The 17,306-nt window shown below is 52.0% G+C and carries 18 protein-coding genes and 1 riboswitch; of the genes, 12 read left to right on the plus strand and 6 right to left on the minus strand.

Annotated features, from left to right (window positions below; genetic code table 11):
* The first annotated feature begins 22 nt into the window (after window positions 1-22).
* Both FFS57_RS04275 and FFS57_RS04280 read left to right on the plus strand, forming a co-directional pair.
* Window positions 23-565, plus strand: a complete 543-nt coding sequence (locus tag FFS57_RS04275; protein ID WP_137936523.1) for an adenine phosphoribosyltransferase — start codon at window positions 23-25, stop codon at window positions 563-565.
* Between the two features lie 651 nt (window positions 566-1,216).
* Window positions 1,217-1,894: a hypothetical protein gene (locus tag FFS57_RS04280; protein WP_137936524.1), complete on the plus strand. Its 678-nt coding sequence runs from the start codon at window positions 1,217-1,219 to the stop codon at window positions 1,892-1,894.
* Window positions 1,895-1,967: 73 nt separating this feature from the next.
* On the opposite strand, the gene FFS57_RS04285 is transcribed toward FFS57_RS04280, so the two are convergent.
* The 4 genes from FFS57_RS04285 to upp all read right to left on the minus strand — a co-directional run bounded on the left by FFS57_RS04285 (window position 1,968) and on the right by upp (window position 4,553).
* A complete protein-coding gene (locus FFS57_RS04285; protein ID WP_137936525.1) occupies window positions 1,968-2,549 on the minus strand; it encodes a TMEM165/GDT1 family protein in 582 nt (193 codons plus the stop codon).
* A 4-nt stretch (window positions 2,550-2,553) separates the two neighbouring features.
* Window positions 2,554-2,750, minus strand: a riboswitch (yybP-ykoY riboswitch).
* A gap of 7 nt (window positions 2,751-2,757) precedes the next feature.
* Window positions 2,758-3,279: a 2-thiouracil desulfurase family protein gene (locus FFS57_RS04290; protein ID WP_137936526.1), complete on the minus strand. Its 522-nt coding sequence runs from the start codon at window positions 3,277-3,279 to the stop codon at window positions 2,758-2,760.
* A 2-nt stretch (window positions 3,280-3,281) separates the two neighbouring features.
* Window positions 3,282-3,908 (minus strand): GNAT family N-acetyltransferase, encoded by a 627-nt coding sequence (locus tag FFS57_RS04295; RefSeq protein WP_137936527.1) that lies wholly within the window; start codon window positions 3,906-3,908, stop codon window positions 3,282-3,284.
* A 9-nt stretch (window positions 3,909-3,917) separates the two neighbouring features.
* The gene (gene upp, locus FFS57_RS04300) at window positions 3,918-4,553 is read right to left on the minus strand and encodes a uracil phosphoribosyltransferase (protein WP_137936528.1); all 636 of its coding nucleotides are present in this window, start codon (window positions 4,551-4,553) and stop codon (window positions 3,918-3,920) included.
* A 581-nt stretch (window positions 4,554-5,134) separates the two neighbouring features.
* Here upp and FFS57_RS04305 point away from each other — a divergent pair.
* From FFS57_RS04305 to msrQ, 5 genes are all read left to right on the plus strand, one after another.
* On the plus strand, window positions 5,135-5,692 hold the full coding sequence (locus FFS57_RS04305; protein ID WP_137936529.1) for a hypoxanthine-guanine phosphoribosyltransferase: 558 nt from the start codon (window positions 5,135-5,137) through the stop codon (window positions 5,690-5,692).
* A 151-nt stretch (window positions 5,693-5,843) separates the two neighbouring features.
* Window positions 5,844-6,728 carry a hypothetical protein gene (locus tag FFS57_RS04310; protein ID WP_137936530.1) on the plus strand — a complete coding sequence of 295 codons (885 nt, stop codon included), beginning with the start codon at window positions 5,844-5,846 and terminating at the stop codon, window positions 6,726-6,728.
* A 569-nt stretch (window positions 6,729-7,297) separates the two neighbouring features.
* Window positions 7,298-7,684, plus strand: a complete 387-nt coding sequence (locus FFS57_RS25710) for a hypothetical protein (RefSeq protein WP_249383875.1) — start codon at window positions 7,298-7,300, stop codon at window positions 7,682-7,684.
* Window positions 7,626-8,126, plus strand: a complete 501-nt coding sequence (locus FFS57_RS25715) for a M48 family metalloprotease (protein ID WP_249383876.1) — start codon at window positions 7,626-7,628, stop codon at window positions 8,124-8,126. Before FFS57_RS25710 ends, FFS57_RS25715 begins: the two co-directional genes overlap by 59 nt.
* Window positions 8,127-8,583: 457 nt before the next feature.
* Window positions 8,584-9,231, plus strand: a complete 648-nt coding sequence (msrQ, locus tag FFS57_RS04320) for a protein-methionine-sulfoxide reductase heme-binding subunit MsrQ (RefSeq protein WP_137936531.1) — start codon at window positions 8,584-8,586, stop codon at window positions 9,229-9,231.
* 107 nt (window positions 9,232-9,338) lie between these two features.
* On the opposite strand, the gene FFS57_RS04325 is transcribed toward msrQ, so the two are convergent.
* Complete coding sequence (locus FFS57_RS04325) at window positions 9,339-11,420, minus strand: prolyl oligopeptidase family serine peptidase (protein ID WP_137936532.1); 2,082 nt, start codon at window positions 11,418-11,420, stop codon at window positions 9,339-9,341.
* Window positions 11,421-11,560: 140 nt separating this feature from the next.
* On the opposite strand from FFS57_RS04325, the gene metX reads away from it, so the two are divergent.
* The 4 genes from metX (at window position 11,561) to FFS57_RS04345 (ending at window position 14,949) form a co-directional block, all read left to right on the plus strand.
* Window positions 11,561-12,700: a homoserine O-succinyltransferase MetX gene (metX, locus tag FFS57_RS04330; protein WP_137936533.1), complete on the plus strand. Its 1,140-nt coding sequence runs from the start codon at window positions 11,561-11,563 to the stop codon at window positions 12,698-12,700.
* The gene (gene metW / locus FFS57_RS04335; RefSeq protein ID WP_137936534.1) at window positions 12,697-13,299 is read left to right on the plus strand and encodes a methionine biosynthesis protein MetW; all 603 of its coding nucleotides are present in this window, start codon (window positions 12,697-12,699) and stop codon (window positions 13,297-13,299) included. Before metX ends, metW begins: the two co-directional genes overlap by 4 nt.
* Window positions 13,300-13,387: 88 nt before the next feature.
* Window positions 13,388-14,065, plus strand: a complete 678-nt coding sequence (locus FFS57_RS04340; protein WP_137936535.1) for an NAD(P)H-binding protein — start codon at window positions 13,388-13,390, stop codon at window positions 14,063-14,065.
* The gene (locus FFS57_RS04345) at window positions 14,062-14,949 is read left to right on the plus strand and encodes a Rossmann-like and DUF2520 domain-containing protein (RefSeq protein WP_137936536.1); all 888 of its coding nucleotides are present in this window, start codon (window positions 14,062-14,064) and stop codon (window positions 14,947-14,949) included. Before FFS57_RS04340 ends, FFS57_RS04345 begins: the two co-directional genes overlap by 4 nt.
* On the opposite strand, the gene FFS57_RS04350 is transcribed toward FFS57_RS04345, so the two are convergent.
* The gene (locus FFS57_RS04350; protein WP_137936537.1) at window positions 14,946-15,245 is read right to left on the minus strand and encodes an STAS domain-containing protein; all 300 of its coding nucleotides are present in this window, start codon (window positions 15,243-15,245) and stop codon (window positions 14,946-14,948) included. The genes FFS57_RS04345 and FFS57_RS04350 overlap by 4 nt on opposite strands.
* Before the next feature lie 456 nt (window positions 15,246-15,701).
* Here FFS57_RS04350 and FFS57_RS04355 point away from each other — a divergent pair, with 456 nt between their 5' ends.
* The gene (locus FFS57_RS04355) at window positions 15,702-17,279 is read left to right on the plus strand and encodes an AmpG family muropeptide MFS transporter (RefSeq protein WP_137936538.1); all 1,578 of its coding nucleotides are present in this window, start codon (window positions 15,702-15,704) and stop codon (window positions 17,277-17,279) included.
* The last annotated feature ends 27 nt before the right edge of the window (window positions 17,280-17,306 follow it).

Here is a 17,306-nt window from a genome sequence, read left to right on the forward strand (position 1 = left end):
ACTTTTTATTTGAGTCATCAACATGTTCCTCGATCCCCTATACATCCGTGACCGTATTCGTACGGTGCCAGACTGGCCTCAACCTGGTGTTCAGTTCCGCGATATCACGCCCTTGTTGCAAGACCCTAAAACCTTCCGTGTATTGGTCGACATGTTTGTCCATCGCTACATGGATCAAGATCTAGACATGGTTGCCGGTGTCGACGCACGCGGCTTTATCCTAGGTTCCGTTGTGGCCTATGAGCTGAATCTGGGTTTTGTGCCGATTCGCAAGAAGGGCAAGTTGCCATTCATGACGGTGAGTGAAGAGTACGAATTGGAATATGGTAGTGCTACAGTCGAAATCCACACCGATGCCTGTCGTGCGGGTGATCGTGTGTTGCTGATCGATGATCTGATTGCTACCGGTGGCACCATGATTGCCGCAGCCAAGTTACTTGCCCGGATTGGTGCCAATGTGGTGGAAGCCGCCGCGATTGTCGATCTACCGGAGTTGGGAGGGTCCAACCTGATCCGCGCTCAGGGTATCCCACTGTATACCGTGTGTGAGTTCGAAGGCGAGTAACACCCGCGTCAGGTGGAAGTGGCCATCAGGGTAGGTTTCATTTGATTGAAAGCACTGCAAGCCATCCGCACCAGTTTTGCAGAGCAATACCATTTCCACCACGCAGTCCGTACAGGGTCGGCTATCATCAATCGACTGGGTTAGCCGGAGCAAGTGAGGGAAAAGTAATCATTCCTTATATGCACAATTAATTAAATATTTTCTTAATATCCTGTGAATTGACACAATTTGTACCAATCCGACAAACGGCAAACCGCTGTAACAAAGTACTGACAAGCCTTCCAATCAATTATTATTCTTATGCAATTACAAGGCGTTGATCGGTCTATCGCAATGCGTTAGATTGAAGACGTCTCTGTTTCAGGATGCAGATAACACGCTGCAGAACTATCCCACCTGTCGCCATGATGCACTGCTGGGCTTCTGACCTCTAGCCAGTAAAATCGGTCATTCCATCCGTCCAGCACACACATTTCGTGTGATCAGCGCTACTTTCTTTGATGCGACACATCCCGCCCAAGTTGCCTTGGGCCAGAGGCACGTTTTGCACGCTTTTTGGTGCCAATGACAATCCTTGCCAAATCCGGGCGCCTTTACCGCCACCCAATCCGGTGCCCGCCAATTCACCTTATCGTGTAGCAGGAGAAAACCATGCGTTCTCGTCAAAGGCAACTGAATAAAATCGCAATCTCACTGATTCTGGGCGCAAGCGGGATGTCGCTAGGCGGATTCGCCTATGCTGGGCCTGCTTGTGGGCCAGAAGTAAAAGAAGAAATCGTGAAGATCATGATCAATTCCGGCGCAGACAAATTACCTGACGACCAGCGTTTACGTCTGGAAGCCGAGCTTTATCAAAAATACCAGTCTTGTGGCGTACCCGACACGGCCGCCACCTTATCACCTGAAGCAGCCAACTGCGGCAAAACTGCTTATCGTGGCAGTCTATGGTGGGAAGAAATATCGTGTTGCGGGTATGATCCGCAACGTCGCATGTTCGGCTGCCCGGTCACCGTCAAACAAAGTTACGGTTATGGCCCCAATCCCCTCCCAGGTAGTCGGGAATATGTATTGAACTGTGTCTGGAATGGTGCTGCTTACGTGCCTGTTGCGAACGACAGTGTGCATCTGGCCAATTCCCCAGGCCAGAACCCACCGTGGCAGTTTGCCGTACTGGCCATGGCCAATACCAACATCAATCTGGTACAACCGATGAATGGCATCACCCGGTTGGCACGTTCCATCCTGTCTTGGCAGTTACAGCCAACCAACTGCAACTATCGGCCAATATGGGGTAACGTAATCGACTACCGGATCCGCCTGGACCAATAACACTGCACCACAAACTGATGGCTTGTCTGGTACGCCAGGCAAGCCATCTTTCATCCGCCGCAACACCGCTCGGTCAGGAAAGCCATTTGACCATATCACCGCCCAACAGCACCAATATACCCAACACTGCAAAAATTGCTGCAGCAACAGCATGAACCAGCCGTACCGGGAGTTTTTTCGCCGCTACTTCACCCAACAGCACCGCAGGTACATTCGCCAGCATCATACCCAGCGTGGTGCCCAGTACAACCGGCACCAGCTCATTGAACTTCGCTGCCAACGCTACCGTGGCAATCTGAGTTTTGTCCCCCATCTCCGCGAGAAAGAAGGCGACAATCGTTGCCCCCAATACCCCCAGGCTGTCTGCAACCTTGGCATCGTCATCGTCCAACTTGTCTGGAATCAGCATCCAACCTGCCATAGCCAGAAAGGAGACACCCAAAATCCAGCGCATGGCATCTGGCCCCAACCATTGGGTGATCAAAGTACCGGCCCAGCCAGCCAACAAGTGATTAATCACCGTCGCCACAAAAATACCGGTAATGATTGGCCAGGGTTTACGAAATTTGGCAGCAAGCAATAGCGAGAGCAGTTGAGTTTTGTCACCGATTTCTGCAAGCGCAACAATACCGGTGGAGATCAGAAGAGCTTCCAATGGAGATTCCTCGGGGCTGGACCAAAACCTCAACCCGACACCACCCCAGCCCCATGCTGGCAGGTATCGAGTCGAAGGTCTTGCCAAGTCTTATCAGCAGGGATGCTGATAATTACCGCTCGCGCCATGGCCTGATGGCCAAGTATGTTGACGCGGGCTTCCGTCGCATTCGCGGAACGGCTACTCCCCTAGGACGGGGCGAACTCTATCACGATGAACTGATCTCGGGCAATGAAACCGAACAGCCAGTAGCTTGATCGAATGCCAATGCCTCCTCCAATTGTTCTTCACTGAATACTGTGATGCCATGCTCGGTAAGCAAGGCAGCCGTGACACCCACTCCTGGAATTCGACGGCTGGCAAAATGGCCATCGTAGATTTCCTCATTTCCACAGGATGGGCTGCGCGCTTTCAGAATGGCCATCTTGACGCCATGCTCGCATGCTAGATGTAACGCCAGTTGCGCCCCATCAATGAAGGCTTGGCTGACGTTGTCACCCATAGCCGTCCGCACCTGTGATTTACCCAGCAACATAGCACGTCCATCCCCACCAACCAGCTCAGCCGGTAGGCGCGGAATGGGCAAACCGCCAGCCACTTCAGGACAAATTGGCACAAGCCGTCCAGCGGACTGCCATTGCAGCAAAATACTAGCAATGTCAGGCAAGGGTTCTGCGTTGTAACGGACATTCGAACCTAACAAACAAGCACTTACCAAAATCTTGTCCATCGTTAGTGGGTATCCAGAGAGGGTTTTGCGCCAAGAAATGGCGCATTGCGTATTTCACCACTCTGCATGAACACATCAGCCGGCACCAATGAATACAATGCGGCATCAATTGGCTGGCCATGCAATTGCAGACGATTACGAGCATTTGCCTCAAATGCGGCCCCTGCATTGTGCGCCGCTTTACGGGCTGCCATGTTGTCGGTTTTGATGGCAAGCTCAACCCGTGACAAACCTAATACGTCAAAACCAAACGCAGCAACCAGCTTCAATGCAACCGATGCCGCACCTTGCCCGCTGGCATCCGTTCGTACCCAGAAATTCATGCTGGCGTAGCGATGTGTGGAACTGACGGTATTCAAACCGACATTACCCAACAACATATTGTCCTCAACCCGCTCCACTGCAAAATCAAATGCCGTGGCATGCTGCCATGCGCCGATACGCGATACGACCCAGATTCGCGCATCATCCAGCGTATAACCCGGCTTGAACCAGTTGGTCCACTCCGTCAATGCCTGGCGAGATGCCATCACAGCCCAGAAGTACGGGGTGGCGTCATCCAGCGTATAAGGCCGAATACGGAAGCCATTACGCTGTGCAAAATACGGTGGAACGGGTTGGTTGGCCATGATCGCCCCTTAGTCGTGAGTATCAGTACCGAAAATCTTGTCTCCAGCATCGCCTAGGCCAGGCAAAATGTAACCGTGCTCATTCAAGCGAGTATCGACAGCCGCTGTAAACAGTGGCACGTCAGGGTGAAGCTCGTTGACATGACGAATGCCTTCAGGCGCACTCACCAATGTCAACGCACACATCCTCGTACAGCCAGCACTCTTCAACGCTTCAATGGTGGCACACAGTGAACCACCCGTCGCCAGCATCGGATCAAGAATCAATGCCAATCGCTGATCGATTTTAGAGGCCAAGTTCAAATAGTAAGCTTGGGGTAGCAAGGTACGCTCGTCACGCTTGATACCGACCATACTCACCGGCGCTTCGGGCAACATGGCCTGCACACCTTCCAACATACCCAGGCCGGCCCGCAATATAGGTACCAGGGTCGGCGCCAGAGTTGGCAAACGTGGCACTGTCAACATACCGCTCCAGCATTCAATTTGTGCCGTATCCAGTTCCACATCCCGCGTTGCCTCAACAGCAATCAATCTGGAGACTTCGGCCACCAGTGCCCGAAATGCTGCGGGGCTAATACCCGCTTCACGCATCAAACCAACCTTATGTCGGACCAGCGGATGTGCGACTTCAACAATCTTCATTGCTTCTCCTTATTATTATGGAATCCCTTGACCAACATTGCGAACGTGACGCATGCAACGCGCCACACAATCGGTGCCATGCGTCCGCGAGATTCCTGAAAATGGGGTTCGTTGTTGTGGGGCAGAAAAAGGCCCGATACCAGCCGGTGGCATGTATGTCATCCGTGCTTCAGCACCAGGGATACACCACCACCCACTGTGCAATCATTGTCGTGAAAGCTCAGATCAAGCAGCCAGATCGCTCGCCGAATCGAGTCGGTGCTGCCCTATGCGCTATTTTAAGCAATATTCCACTCTTTCCCTTGAAAATCCGACAAATTGGCATGGCTCACCCTTCCAGACACTTCTACTGAAAACGCTTTCCAATCCATATAAAATCAAATATATCATCGGCTTACATAGTTAAACCAGTTAACATCACCACCACACGTATCCCTTATAATGAACAGATCCCAAAATGGTCGTATCAGCCCAATTCTTATCCAAGTCGCTGATATCGCAATGCAAAACAAGTAGTTTGCACACTTGCCAAAATTCACCAAAGTGATAGCCTTGCGCCTTTTTTGTGAAAGACTCGAGACATGTCGACGAACCTGGACGAAATCAAACGCGCCTACGCTGAAGCCGACTGCCTGGTATCACCGGCGGAAATCGAAGCAGCCCTCGACGATATGGCCGAGGCCATTACCGCCAAGCTGGCCGATGCCAACCCGTTGGTTTACTGCGTGATGAATGGTGGCCTGATCATCGCCGGCCGTTTGATCTCGAAGCTGAATTTCCCGCTGGAAGTTGCATACCTACATGCCACTCGTTATGGCCATGAAATCAATGGCAATTACCTCGATTGGCGTGTTCGCCCCACGCAGGACATGCGTGGCCGTACTGTGCTGGTCATCGACGACATCCTGGATGTCGGTACGACACTGGCCGCGGTCATGGACCACTGCTTTGAGGAAGGTGCAAAGGAAGTGATGTCCGCCGTACTCGTCAACAAAGTACATGACCGCAAGGCGCGCCCTGGTATGAAAGCTGATTTTGTTGGTGTTGAAGTGGAAGACCGTTTTCTGTTTGGCTGTGGCATGGACTACAAAGGCTACTGGCGCAATGCTCCGGGGATATACGCGCTCAAAGGCCACTGATACTATTCCGCTTTCCTGAAGCTTGGCCGTACCGAGTGCGGCCCGCAATCGTGCGGAATACTGCCCTTCAAATCAAACGGACGGCTAAGCTCTGGGCGCGAATGTACTTCGCGCCCTGATTATGTTCGTCCCATGAGGAGAGGAGAGCACTTTGCGCAAGCATATTCTAAGTGGCCTGTTGGCCACATTAATGGCGATGCCAGCCTGGGCCGACAAGGCTCCGTCTGTCCAGATCAATCTATCTGTTCGCGACACTACCCCAAAATTCGTTGCCTTCTATGACACTACCGTCAAGGAGGCCCCCTCCAATGCCGATCGCCGCTGGGTAGTGTGGCGCTTCTTTTATGACTACGCCACACCATCCAACACCAAGCCACAAGATCGACTGGAAACAGTCTATCCACGTTATGCAGGCGTAATCGACTCGATCCGTGGCGGCTTCAATGGTTTGCAGCCCAGCCCGCAAAACGTGTTTAGTTCGGTTGTTCAAAACCTGTATCTGGATAAACCCGTCACCTTTGAATTCGTGACCTATGTGGGCATGTTCGAAGGTGGGGTCTGGTCGAACACGGATGGCAAGGCAATCCAGCTTTACTTGCCACTGGAACAACCTGCAGATGAACGAACCATCCAATTACCACGTGAAATCTCGCGGACACTGTATCAACACATGAAGGGGATGCTGCCAAACGGCCCACAAACCGTCGTTGATAGTATGTTGCTGGAAGGCATTGCAGCTCATGTCACCAAAGCTGCCGTACCCAACCTGAGTGATGCCGCCAGCCTGGGGTTGACCGATGCTGAATTGAAAACGTTGGAAGCCAAGAAAAGCGACATCATCAAGGCGGTGAAAAGCTCGTTGAAGGCAAAATCCGTCACGGTAGAAGGTGTCAGCAAACCCACGGTCTATGCCGGATGGCTGCTGGTGGCTGACTTGATGAAACGCAACAACGTCAAGGCAGGTGATATTGCCCGCAAACCACTGGCTGAGATTATGCCGAACATTGAAGAATCACTGGGTAAATTGGCCAAGTAGATTGGCCATACGCCAACAACACGGCGAATTGTTTGAGTCAACAGGACGCGATGATGCGTCCTGTTGTTTTTCTGGAACACCTGATTTCACACCGATGACAGTTTGCTCCTGGCGTAACCACATATCCCCCTGTCGCCTTGATATCACAGGCTATAGCCACCACCCTTCCACATCAGCCTACATTGATTAACATCGTTAAGATGTTAAAAATCGCATAATCCACTTTGAAATCTCACTATAAATATCAGCTTAACACTATGAAAAGTCTAAACAAAACGTCTTGCACAATAGATTCGATTTAAAGTATGCTATTGGGCTTTCGAACTTTCAGTATGTCGGATCGGCATGCTTCAAGGGTTGGGGCAGCTAACAAAACCACCTTGCCGAATGTGTTACTGGCAACCATGCTTCAGTCAGTTGGTTTTGTTAGCTGCTCGTATTTTCACGATGGGTCTTCGATAGAGGTTCAGCGGCGTCTTTTACTGTTACGGCGTTTTCTATCTCATCGACAGCCAAGTTGGTTCCCATTGATTCCAAATCGTTTGTTTGCAAATTTGCAGGAGTACTACATGTTCAAATCCCCACTACTTGCAGCCATGGTGGCAATCGCTTTGACTGGTTGCGCAACCGATGGCAGCCAAGGTACAGGTAATTCTTCCGGATCCGTTGCAGGTGCACTCAGCTCGCTGGGTGGTACCGGCGCAGGTAAAGGTGAAAACCGTGTAAGCGCGGCAGGCGATCTGCTAAATGCAGCGACCGTCTCGGATGCTGAACTGAAGAGCGTATCCGCCCAGCAAATGGCTTATTCGGACAAACAGGCACAGGTTGCCCCCCCCGAAAAACAAATATGCCAAGCGTCTTGCCCGCTTGATTGCCAAGCATCAAAACGAAGATGGCATGAAGCTGAATTTCAAGGTCTACCTGACCAAGGAAGTCAACGCCTTTGCAGCGCCTGATGGCAGCATCCGCGTTTATGCAGGTTTGATGGATCTGATGACTGATGACGAGCTGTTGAGCGTCATTGGCCACGAAATCGGCCACGTCAAGCATGGTCATAGCCTGAATGCACTGCGTACCGCCTATGTTGCCTCGGCAGGCCGCAAAGCAGCCTCCAGTGCCGGTGGGGTGGTTGGTAATCTGGCTGATTCGCAATTAGGTGCGCTGACTGAAGCACTGGTAAACAATCAGTTCTCCCAGAGCCAGGAGACGCAAGCCGACGATTACGGCCTCGAATTTATGAAGAAATATAAATATAAAGCAGCGGCCATGGAAACTGCTTTCCGCAAATTGGCCAAGATGGGGGGTAATTCCTCCTTCTTTGACAAAATGATGTCAAGCCATCCGGATGCTGCCGGCCGCGCAGACCGTGTCAAGGACAAGCTCGGTAAAGCAGGTTGATGTCATCGAAGGCAGTCTCTTGCTGAATCAACTACCACGGTAGCTATTCAGCCAATAGCGGGCTCTCAGAAATGAGAGCCCGTTTGTTTTGTGATACGACTTGAGCATCAGCTTGGCACTGACTCGAACGTCAACCCTACCGTCAGAACAGCAATACTCCCATTAGCCCCTATCACCACTTAGCCGAAGCCATCACGGAAAAACCACATCCAATCTGAAAGATAATGTCACCACTGGCGACTAACGCTAGTCAGATTGACACAATCCTGACTCACTGCCACAAGACTATTCCGTAGCAGATAACAAATCGGTGCCGATGGGTATTTTTCATGTTTTGCGTTGTCTTACTGACAAGCCAGAGCACATCGCGACACGGCAATTGAACTGACATTATCCGACTGTTACCAATTAACATCATGCAGCATTCTGGCCGCTGGTAAAAATGAGGTTGTATACGATGCTACCTGTGCAACTTTCCACAATGAGCTTGCGCATCACCAAGGTGATGCTGTTTCTGATTTGCCTGATACCACTTGGGCGACTGGTGATACTGGCATTCATCGATGGCTTGGGAGTCAACCCCATTGAATTCATTACCCGCTCAACCGGTACCTGGACTTTGGTCGCCATACTGACGACCTTGAGCGTAACCCCATTACGACGTCTGACAGGCATGAACTGGCTGCTAAGGCTGCGACGCATGCTCGGGCTGTTTGCATTCTTTTATGCAAGCCTGCATTTGACAACGTATCTATGGCTGGATCAGTTTTTCGATCCAGCCGCTATCATAAAAGATATCGTCAAACGCCCTTTCATTACGGTCGGCATTACCGCCTGGCTGCTGTTGCTGCCATTGGCCATTACCTCGACCAACGGCATGATGAAACGCCTGGGTCGACAATGGGGACGACTACACAAGGCGGTTTACTTGATTGGGATACTGGGGGTATTACATTACTGGTGGTTGGTAAAACTGGATGTGACCGAACCCACTATCTATGCAACGGTGTTGGCAGTGTTGCTGGGTGTCCGCATTTGGCACACTTGGCGGGAAAGATCAGCCAAAGCCCGTGCCACGGTCAAGTTACAACGCACAGTACAATAAAAACGCGATGCGGCATGTCCGCATCGCGTTTCTGTTTCATGGTCTTAGATAGCGTTGAGCAACAACAGCATGCTCAAGCAAGCCATCGCCCCCGAGCAGGTATGAAATTACTTCAGCTCACCCAACAGGAAGGTATAGGTCAACGCCCACATCTTGGCTTGCTGTGCGGTATTGGCAGCACCACCATGCCCACCTTCGGTATTTTCCCAGTACAACACATCATGGCCCTGCTCCATCATTCTAGCCACCATCTTACGGGCATGGCCCGGGTGTACTCGGTCATCACGTGTCGAGGTGGTAAACAATGTGCGAGGGTATTTCATACCAGCCTTGACGTTTTGATAAGGGGAATACTTGGAGATGAAATCCCACTGCTTGGCGTCGTCGGGGTCACCATATTCACCCATCCATGATGCACCCGCCAACAGCTTGTTGAAGCGAAGCATATCCAGCAATGGCACTTGACACACTACTGCCTTGAACAGGTCTGGACGCTGTACCATCACGGCGCCAACCAGCAGACCACCATTACTGCCCCCCATGATGCCCAGGTGGGCTGGGGACGTAATCTTGCTTGCAATCAGGTCCTCTGCCACCGAAATAAAGTCGTCATAGGCTTTCTGACGGCTCTCCTTCAACGCAGCTTGATGCCAGCTTGGTCCGAATTCGCCACCACCACGAATATTGGCCAGCACATAAACCCCACCTTTTGTCAACCAGCTTGCGCCCATATTGGCTGCATAACTGGGTTTCAATGACACCTCAAATCCGCCATAACCATACAGAATGGTCGGATTAGTGCCATCCAGCTTGGTACCTTCACGCATCACTAGAAAGTACGGTACTTTGGTTCCGTCCTTCGACGTTGCTTCCTGCTGGGCAACTTTGACACCCTGTGCGTCAAAGAAAGCAGGCAATTGCTTCAGCTGTTCTCGCTCATTGCTGCCAACACGGCCCAAGTACAATGTGGTCGGTGTGGTGAAGTCTGTGAGGCTGACCAGGTATTCATCTGATTTGACTGAATCAATCGGACTAATGCCGATCGCACCAAAGGCTGGTAAATCAACAGCACGACGCTGCCATTTACCAGCAACATGCTTCAGCTCATATACGCGATTTCTGACGTTATCCAGCTCATTGATCAGCAAGGCCGTCTTGGTTGGGCTATAGCCATCAAGTGATTTACGTGGCCCCGGCTCGAACAGAATCTCGAATTTCCGCTCTCCTTTCAGAAAGCGGGTGAAATTCATGGCAATCAGCGCCCCCTGCGGATAGGTTTGCCCGCCCACGTTCCACGCCGAACGAAGCTCAATCAGAATCTGATCACGCATTGGTGTTGCTGTGGCATCGTCTGGTTTATCCAGCTTGATCAACTTACCATTCTTGCCACGCAAGTATTGTTCGTTGGTATAGAAGGTAACAGCACGGGTAATCAGCTCACGCTCATAACCTGGGGTGAAATCCTTCCCTGCACCGACCGACATATCGTCTTGTTTGGCCTCATAGAGCATCGTAGCTTGGGTTAGTGGCTTGCCACGCTGCCACAGCTTCACCATACGGGGATAGCCTGAATCGGTCAGACTACCTTCACCGAAATCACGTGAGACAAACAATGTATTCTGATCAACCCAGGTTGCCGAGCCTTTCGATTCTGGCAGGGTAAAGCCATCCTTCAAGAAAGTCTTGCTGACAGTATCAAACTCACGGACCACATCCGCATCGGCCCCCCCTCTGGACAGGGCAATCAGACAACGTTGCCCCTTGGGTTGCAGACAATCTGCACCGTGCCATACCCAATTTTCACCCTCGGTTTTGGCAACGGCATCCAGATCCAGTACCGTTTCCCACTTTGGTTCAGCTTTTTTGTATTCTGCTAGCGAAGTACGTCTCCACAAGCCGCGCGAATGCTGTTCATCGCGCCACAGGTTATAAAGATGATCACCGATCTTCTGCACTGCAGGAATACGTGCCTTCGAATTCAGAATGGACAACAGTTTGTCATTCAAAGGGGCATACTCGGGTTTTCCAGTCAACTCCTTCAATGAGGTAGCATTACGATCCTCGACCCATTTCAGGGCTTTTTCACCCGTGACCTCCTCCAGCCACAGGTTGGGATCATCCGCCGCCCGAGTAACAGCAGGCAGCAGACATACAGCAAGCAAAGCAGGCTTAAAAAGCGAGCGGATCATCTGGTTACCATTTCACAAGAAAGTTGGAACAGCGTTATTTGATCCGGATGTAGCCGCTATGGCAAGCACCTAGCCACATTCCCTGCAAAATCACTATATAATTTCGCGACCCACCCTTTCATCATCCAGCCCAATACAATATGGCCGAACCCAATTCTGTCGGTATCGTCACTGCTCAGCAGGCGCATTTCGATCAACCGCTGACCTTGATGAGCGGTGCCACCCTACCGGCTTATGATCTGGTCTATGAGACCTATGGCCGCCTGAATGCGGACAAAAGCAATGCCATCCTGATTTGCCACGCCCTATCCGGTACCCATCACGTGGCGGGCCGTTACAAGTTGGATGATAAGTATCCAGGTTGGTGGGACAACATGATCGGTCCCGGCAAACCAATCGATACGAACCACTTTTTCGTGGTGGGGGTGAACAATCTGGGAGGATGCCATGGCTCCACTGGGCCGTCGTCTACCAATCCGGAAACTGGTCAACCTTACGGTGCGACATTCCCATTGATCCTGGTGGCAGATTGGGTCAACGCACAGGCACGCTTGGCGGATTATCTGGGCATTCAGCAATGGGCCGCGATAATCGGTGGCAGTCTGGGCGGCATGCAGGCGCTACGCTGGAGTATCAGTTTCCCCGATCGGATCCGGCACAGCATTGTGATTGCATCGGCACCCAAGTTGACCGCGCAGAACATCGCTTTCAATGATGTAGCACGCCAAGCGATTCTGACCGACCCAGACTTCCACGGCGGAAATTTCTACGAACACAACACTGTTCCCAAGCGCGGCCTGCGGCTGGCACGTATGTTGGGGCATATTACGTATCTATCAGATGATGGCATGGGCGAAAAATTCGGCCGTATGCTGCGTTCAGGTGAATACAAATACGGCTTTGATGTCGAATTTGAAATCGAAAGTTATCTACGCTTTCAAGGGGATCGTTTCTCCGGCACTTTCGACGCCAATACCTACCTGATCATGACCAAAGCGTTGGATTACTTCGACCCGGCACGCCACTATGGCCATAGTCTGACCAAAGCACTGGAGCACGCTGTTGCCAAGTTTCTGGTGATTTCCTTCACCAGTGACTGGCGCTTCTCACCCGCCCGCTCCAAAGAAATCGTTAAAGCCTTGCTGGATGCGAAAAAGCACGTCAGTTACGCGGAGATCGAATCTGCCCATGGCCATGATGCATTCCTGATGGACGACAAGCCTTATCACGATCTGATGCGCGCCTACATGACCAAAATCGCCAAGGAGTGTGCCGCATGAGACGACAGGCCTCCAACAAGTTACGCCCCGACCTATTGCGTATTGCCAACTGGATCAAACCTGATACTCGCGTACTGGATTTGGGTTGTGGTGATGGTGCCTTGCTGGCTCATTTACGCGATACCAAGCAGGTCAGCGGTTACGGTGTGGAAATCGATGTCGCCAACGTCATTGCCTGCGTAGCCAACAACGTAGATGTGATTCAGAATGATCTGGACAGTGGCCTGGCCGGCTTCGAATCAGACTCCTTCGACTTTGTGGTGTTATCGCTGACACTACAATCAATGCGCCATGTCGAACAGGTGGTGGAAGAAATGCTACGCGTCGGTCACGAAGCCATCGTCACGTTCCCCAATTTCGGCTATTGGAAGAACCGCTTACAGATTTTCCAGGGCCACATGCCAGTATCGGAAACCATCCCTTACGAGTGGTACAACACCCCCAATATTCACTTATGCACCATTCGGGACTTCGAGTTCTTCTGTGAGGCACGTGGTATTCATCTACTGGATCGGGTCGTGCTGCACAATGGTGTCGATGTGGACATCATGCCCAACCTGTTCGGTAGCTTGGCCATCTATCGCATTCGTAGGCCCTGACCACCCTTGGCGACTTCACGGTGAAGTCACCCGTTTATTTTCGTTGCCCCGCATTTATTTTGCGGGGCAGCTCGTTTATTGTTAGCCCATGTACCCCATCAAAACGATTCTGATCGTCGGCGCCAGCGGCCTGACCGGCCGCGCCTTACTTGATCTTGCCCTGGAAGACCCGGTAATCGAGCGGGTAATCGTCTGGGTGCGCCAGCCGTTAGGCATTCAGCACCCGAAACTGTCCGAACTCACGATTGATTTCAACGAGCTGGAGCACTACCGAAGCCAACTGCATGCCGACGCAGTGTTGTGTTGCTTGGGCACCACCATCAAGCAAGCAGGCAGCGAAGCCCGTTTCAAGACCGTGGATTATTTTTATCCGTTGCAACTTGCCATGATGGCCAAGATGAATGGCATCCACCGGTTTGCAGTGATCTCGTCACTGGGGGCCAACGCTCAATCGCCGAATTTCTACCTGCGTACAAAAGGCCAGTTGGAGAAAGCTCTGGTTGCCTTGGCCTTTGACCGCCTAGTCGTGGTGCGGCCGTCATTGCTTGCCGGTGCTCGGCACGAGTTTCGCCTAGGCGAACGGATTGGGCTGGTATTGGGCAAATTGCTGTCAGGCTTGCTGCGCGGCAGCCTGGCTCGTTATCGGCCGATTCCTGTACAAGCCGTCGCCTGGAACCTGCTTGAAGCTATCAAGGAAGACAATGGGCAGACCATCACACTGGAGTCAGAAATCCTTGCGGCCAAATTCGCCGCCGCCCAGTCATGACCCAACCCGTTCTCAACATCATAGGTGCAGGGCGGGCAGGCCGAGTCATAGCCCGATTGTTGCTGCAACATCAGTTGGTGACACTAGGTGGCGTGTACAACCGTACCCTCGCGTCCACCCAGGCAGCAATCAACTGGCTGGGTTCTGGGTTGGCGGTTGAGCACATTGCCCAATTACCCCCTGCTGATTATTGGTTGATTGCTACGCCTGATGACCAACTCGGCAATACGGCCAGCCAGCTGGCCCATGTTGCCCGAGTGCGGCCAGGTAATACGATCCTTCATCTGTCCGGTTCACAAGCATCGGACAGGTTGTCTGCCCCATGGGTAGACAACGTCAAGCTGGCCAGCTTGCACCCACTCATGAGCTTTGCCGAACCTGACAGCGCACTGGCGCGGTTTCCTGGCACCTACTGTGCCATAGAGGGAGATGCTGTAGCAGTTTCCACCTTGACTCAATGGATCACTGCAGTGGGTGGTCATCCCTTCACCTTGCTCGCGGCACAAAAGACGCTGTACCACGCAGCAGCTGTCCAAGGCTGTAACAATCTGGTGGCCTTGCTGGAAACCAGCTTGCAATGTTTCGAACGGGCCGGTTTGCCACGTGCGGCGGCGATGACTGCGCTGTTACCACTATTGCAAGGCACATTGAGCAATATGCAGCAACTTGGTACCGTCAAAGGGCTGACTGGGCCCATCGCAAGAGGTGATACGACGGTGATTGTGGCGCACCTTGCAGTACTTGATCAGCAACTTCCCAAGGTTGCCGCAATCTATCGTCTGCTCGGACAAGTCGCCTGTGACCTGTCTGCCAAACAAGGCACTGCGTCATCTGGGCAACTGGCAACCATCCGAGCATTGCTGGATAAGCCAAACACAGGTTAACGCATGGTGAAAAGATGATGGAAATTAGCGACCTCCAACACCTGTTTTACGGTCCCCTTCGCATTCGACAGCACTACCGTCTTGTCATGCAAGCGTTCACGCAGCAGCAACAGCATGCCCAACGCCGAGCTATCCAGATACTCCACATGCCCGAGATCGATTTCCAACTCGGTAAAATCGTCGTTATCCACTAGTGGGGTGTACTGACTCTTGAACTCGCGGTATGCATCAAATGTAAAGTGCCCAGCAAGGATCATCCGAATCCTGCTGTCGAATCTTTCAGTCCGAATAAGCATGGCTTCTCCAATCGAGTGTTCAGGTCAAGTCGGTTCATTATAGACAGCGATTTTGTGAATATTGGCAACCAATCCCAATTCATTAAACATCCGTACATGCGGCATCAGACCTTGATCTTGAGCTTATCCTCAGACCTGCTGACTTATCTGGCAGTGGCAATATCGTTACATCTATTGAAAATTTACCGAAACATTTCATAACGCCCTGTGTCACACCGCATGGTTGCGGCCCGGCAAGATAAACCGGTATGCTGCATCCGCCAATGGCATGGCAGTCTTTACACTTCAATACTTAGTGCCGCTAGCAAATCCCAGCAAAGCGCTTCTGGTAAGCAGTGCAAACAAAGACAGTACGTACAAAGGTATGACCCGATTGCACAACAAAAGAAGGGTTTCATTAGCGGCTTTTACCATGCCATCCAGCCGTCAACCGCCTACCCCACTGAATTCACCACCATGACGTCAGCCCATATCGCCTCTTTCCATCGTATGTTGATCATCTTTGCGCTCGGTTTTGCCTCTGGATTGCCGATTGCGCTAACGGGACAAGCGATGCAGGCCTGGTTGACGGTGGATGGCATCGATATCGCTACCATCGGCTTTCTGAGCCTGGTAGGTCTGCCTTACACCTTCAAGTTTCTATGGGCTCCTTTGATGGACCGCTTTGAGCCGCCACTTCTCGGTCGGCGCCGAGGCTGGCTGGTGATTACGCAATTGGCGTTGGCAGGTGCGTTGGCGCTCTTGTCCGCCCACCCACCCAAAGCAGATACCACTTTGTTTGCGTTGATTGCGGTAGGCGTCGCATTTTTGTCGGCATCGCAAGACGTGGTAATCGATGCCTATCGCACCGATGTTCTGAAACCTAATGAACGCGGCTTTGGATCATCGTTGTCTGTATTTGGCTATCGGTTGGCAATGATTCTTTCAGGCGGCATCTCATTGATCTGGGTAGATGCGGCGCAAGGCTTTGGTTGGAGCTGGCCACAGGTGTATAGCCTGATGTCTGGCATCATGCTTGCCGCTGCTGCAGTGTCTTTACTGGCTTTACCTTCTGTGCCGGACTCAGCCACACCACCGCGTACCATCGCCCATCACGACGTAATCGGATTTCTTGCAGTTCTGTTGGCAGTAGTGGCAGGTTATCAACTCACCAGTCATATCGGGCCCGTGCTCGCCAAACAGCTCCTGTCCAGTTTGGTTACACCGGACCCCGCCACCAATGGTTTACCTGCCAATGCCAAGAAGTGGGCCGATCTGATCAGCCTGATGTTCGGAATCGCCATCACGCTACCGCTAGGCTGGATGGCCGCCAAGCTGGCCCGCTTCGAAACACTGAACCAATCGCTGGCCAGCTACTTTTCGCAACCCGGTGCGGCAGCGTTCTTGCTATTCATCATCCTTTACAAGCTTGGCGACGCCTTCGCCGGCTCACTCACTACACCTTTCCTGATCAAAGGCATGGGCTTTTCCACTGCAGAGGTAGGTGTGGTCAACAAAGTTATCGGCATCTGGCTGACCATTATTGGCGCACTGATCGGCGGTTTATTGATGACTTGGCTGGGCTTGTTCCGCTCATTAATGCTGTTTGGAGTGCTGCAACTAGTATCGAATTTTGGTTTCTATCTGGTTGCCGTGCTCGGCAAAGGGGCCTGGGGCAGCTTTGAATTACCGCCATTCGACTGGGTAATCGTATCACTGAAACAGGCGTCAGAGGTCGATTACTTGCTGCTGTCAGCTGTTGCCGTCGAGAACATTACCGGAGGCATGGGTACCAGTGCATTCGTCGCCTTCTTGATGGCACTATGTAATCAGCGTTTTACCGCTACCCAGTATGCCTTGCTCTCCGCATTTGCTGCGGTAGGTCGAGTGTGGGTAGGCCCACTATCCGGTGTCTTGTCGGAATCCATCGGTTGGCCGAATTTCTTCGTACTGTCAGTTGTGCTGGCGGTACCTGGCCTGGTGATGTTGGTGTGGCTTCGCCAAGAGGTCAATCGGTTGGATACGCCCATACCAGGCCCACTGGCCGATGATTGAACAGGGTGCAAAAACATTTCACACCCT

It is taken from the genome of Chitinivorax sp. B (assembly GCF_005503445.1).
Lineage (GTDB): Bacteria > Pseudomonadota > Gammaproteobacteria > Burkholderiales > SCOH01 > Chitinivorax.

Excerpts from the sequence above, each read along its gene's own strand:
- FFS57_RS04275 (WP_137936523.1), top strand. The coding sequence starts at position 23 with ATGTTCCTCGATCCCCTATACATCCGTGACCGTATTCGTACGGTGCCA.
- FFS57_RS04280 (WP_137936524.1), top strand. The coding sequence starts at position 1,217 with ATGCGTTCTCGTCAAAGGCAACTGAATAAAATCGCAATCTCACTGATT.
- FFS57_RS04290 (WP_137936526.1), bottom strand. The coding sequence starts at position 3,279 with ATGGACAAGATTTTGGTAAGTGCTTGTTTGTTAGGTTCGAATGTCCGT.
- FFS57_RS04295 (WP_137936527.1), bottom strand. The coding sequence starts at position 3,908 with ATGGCCAACCAACCCGTTCCACCGTATTTTGCACAGCGTAATGGCTTC.
- upp (WP_137936528.1), bottom strand. The coding sequence starts at position 4,553 with ATGAAGATTGTTGAAGTCGCACATCCGCTGGTCCGACATAAGGTTGGT.
- FFS57_RS04305 (WP_137936529.1), top strand. The coding sequence starts at position 5,135 with ATGTCGACGAACCTGGACGAAATCAAACGCGCCTACGCTGAAGCCGAC.
- FFS57_RS25710 (WP_249383875.1), top strand. The coding sequence starts at position 7,298 with ATGTTCAAATCCCCACTACTTGCAGCCATGGTGGCAATCGCTTTGACT.
- FFS57_RS25715 (WP_249383876.1), top strand. The coding sequence starts at position 7,626 with ATGAAGCTGAATTTCAAGGTCTACCTGACCAAGGAAGTCAACGCCTTT.
- msrQ (WP_137936531.1), top strand. The coding sequence starts at position 8,584 with ATGCTACCTGTGCAACTTTCCACAATGAGCTTGCGCATCACCAAGGTG.
- FFS57_RS04325 (WP_137936532.1), bottom strand. The coding sequence starts at position 11,420 with ATGATCCGCTCGCTTTTTAAGCCTGCTTTGCTTGCTGTATGTCTGCTG.
- metX (WP_137936533.1), top strand. The coding sequence starts at position 11,561 with ATGGCCGAACCCAATTCTGTCGGTATCGTCACTGCTCAGCAGGCGCAT.
- metW (WP_137936534.1), top strand. The coding sequence starts at position 12,697 with ATGAGACGACAGGCCTCCAACAAGTTACGCCCCGACCTATTGCGTATT.
- FFS57_RS04340 (WP_137936535.1), top strand. The coding sequence starts at position 13,388 with ATGTACCCCATCAAAACGATTCTGATCGTCGGCGCCAGCGGCCTGACC.
- FFS57_RS04345 (WP_137936536.1), top strand. The coding sequence starts at position 14,062 with ATGACCCAACCCGTTCTCAACATCATAGGTGCAGGGCGGGCAGGCCGA.
- FFS57_RS04350 (WP_137936537.1), bottom strand. The coding sequence starts at position 15,245 with ATGCTTATTCGGACTGAAAGATTCGACAGCAGGATTCGGATGATCCTT.
- FFS57_RS04355 (WP_137936538.1), top strand. The coding sequence starts at position 15,702 with ATGACGTCAGCCCATATCGCCTCTTTCCATCGTATGTTGATCATCTTT.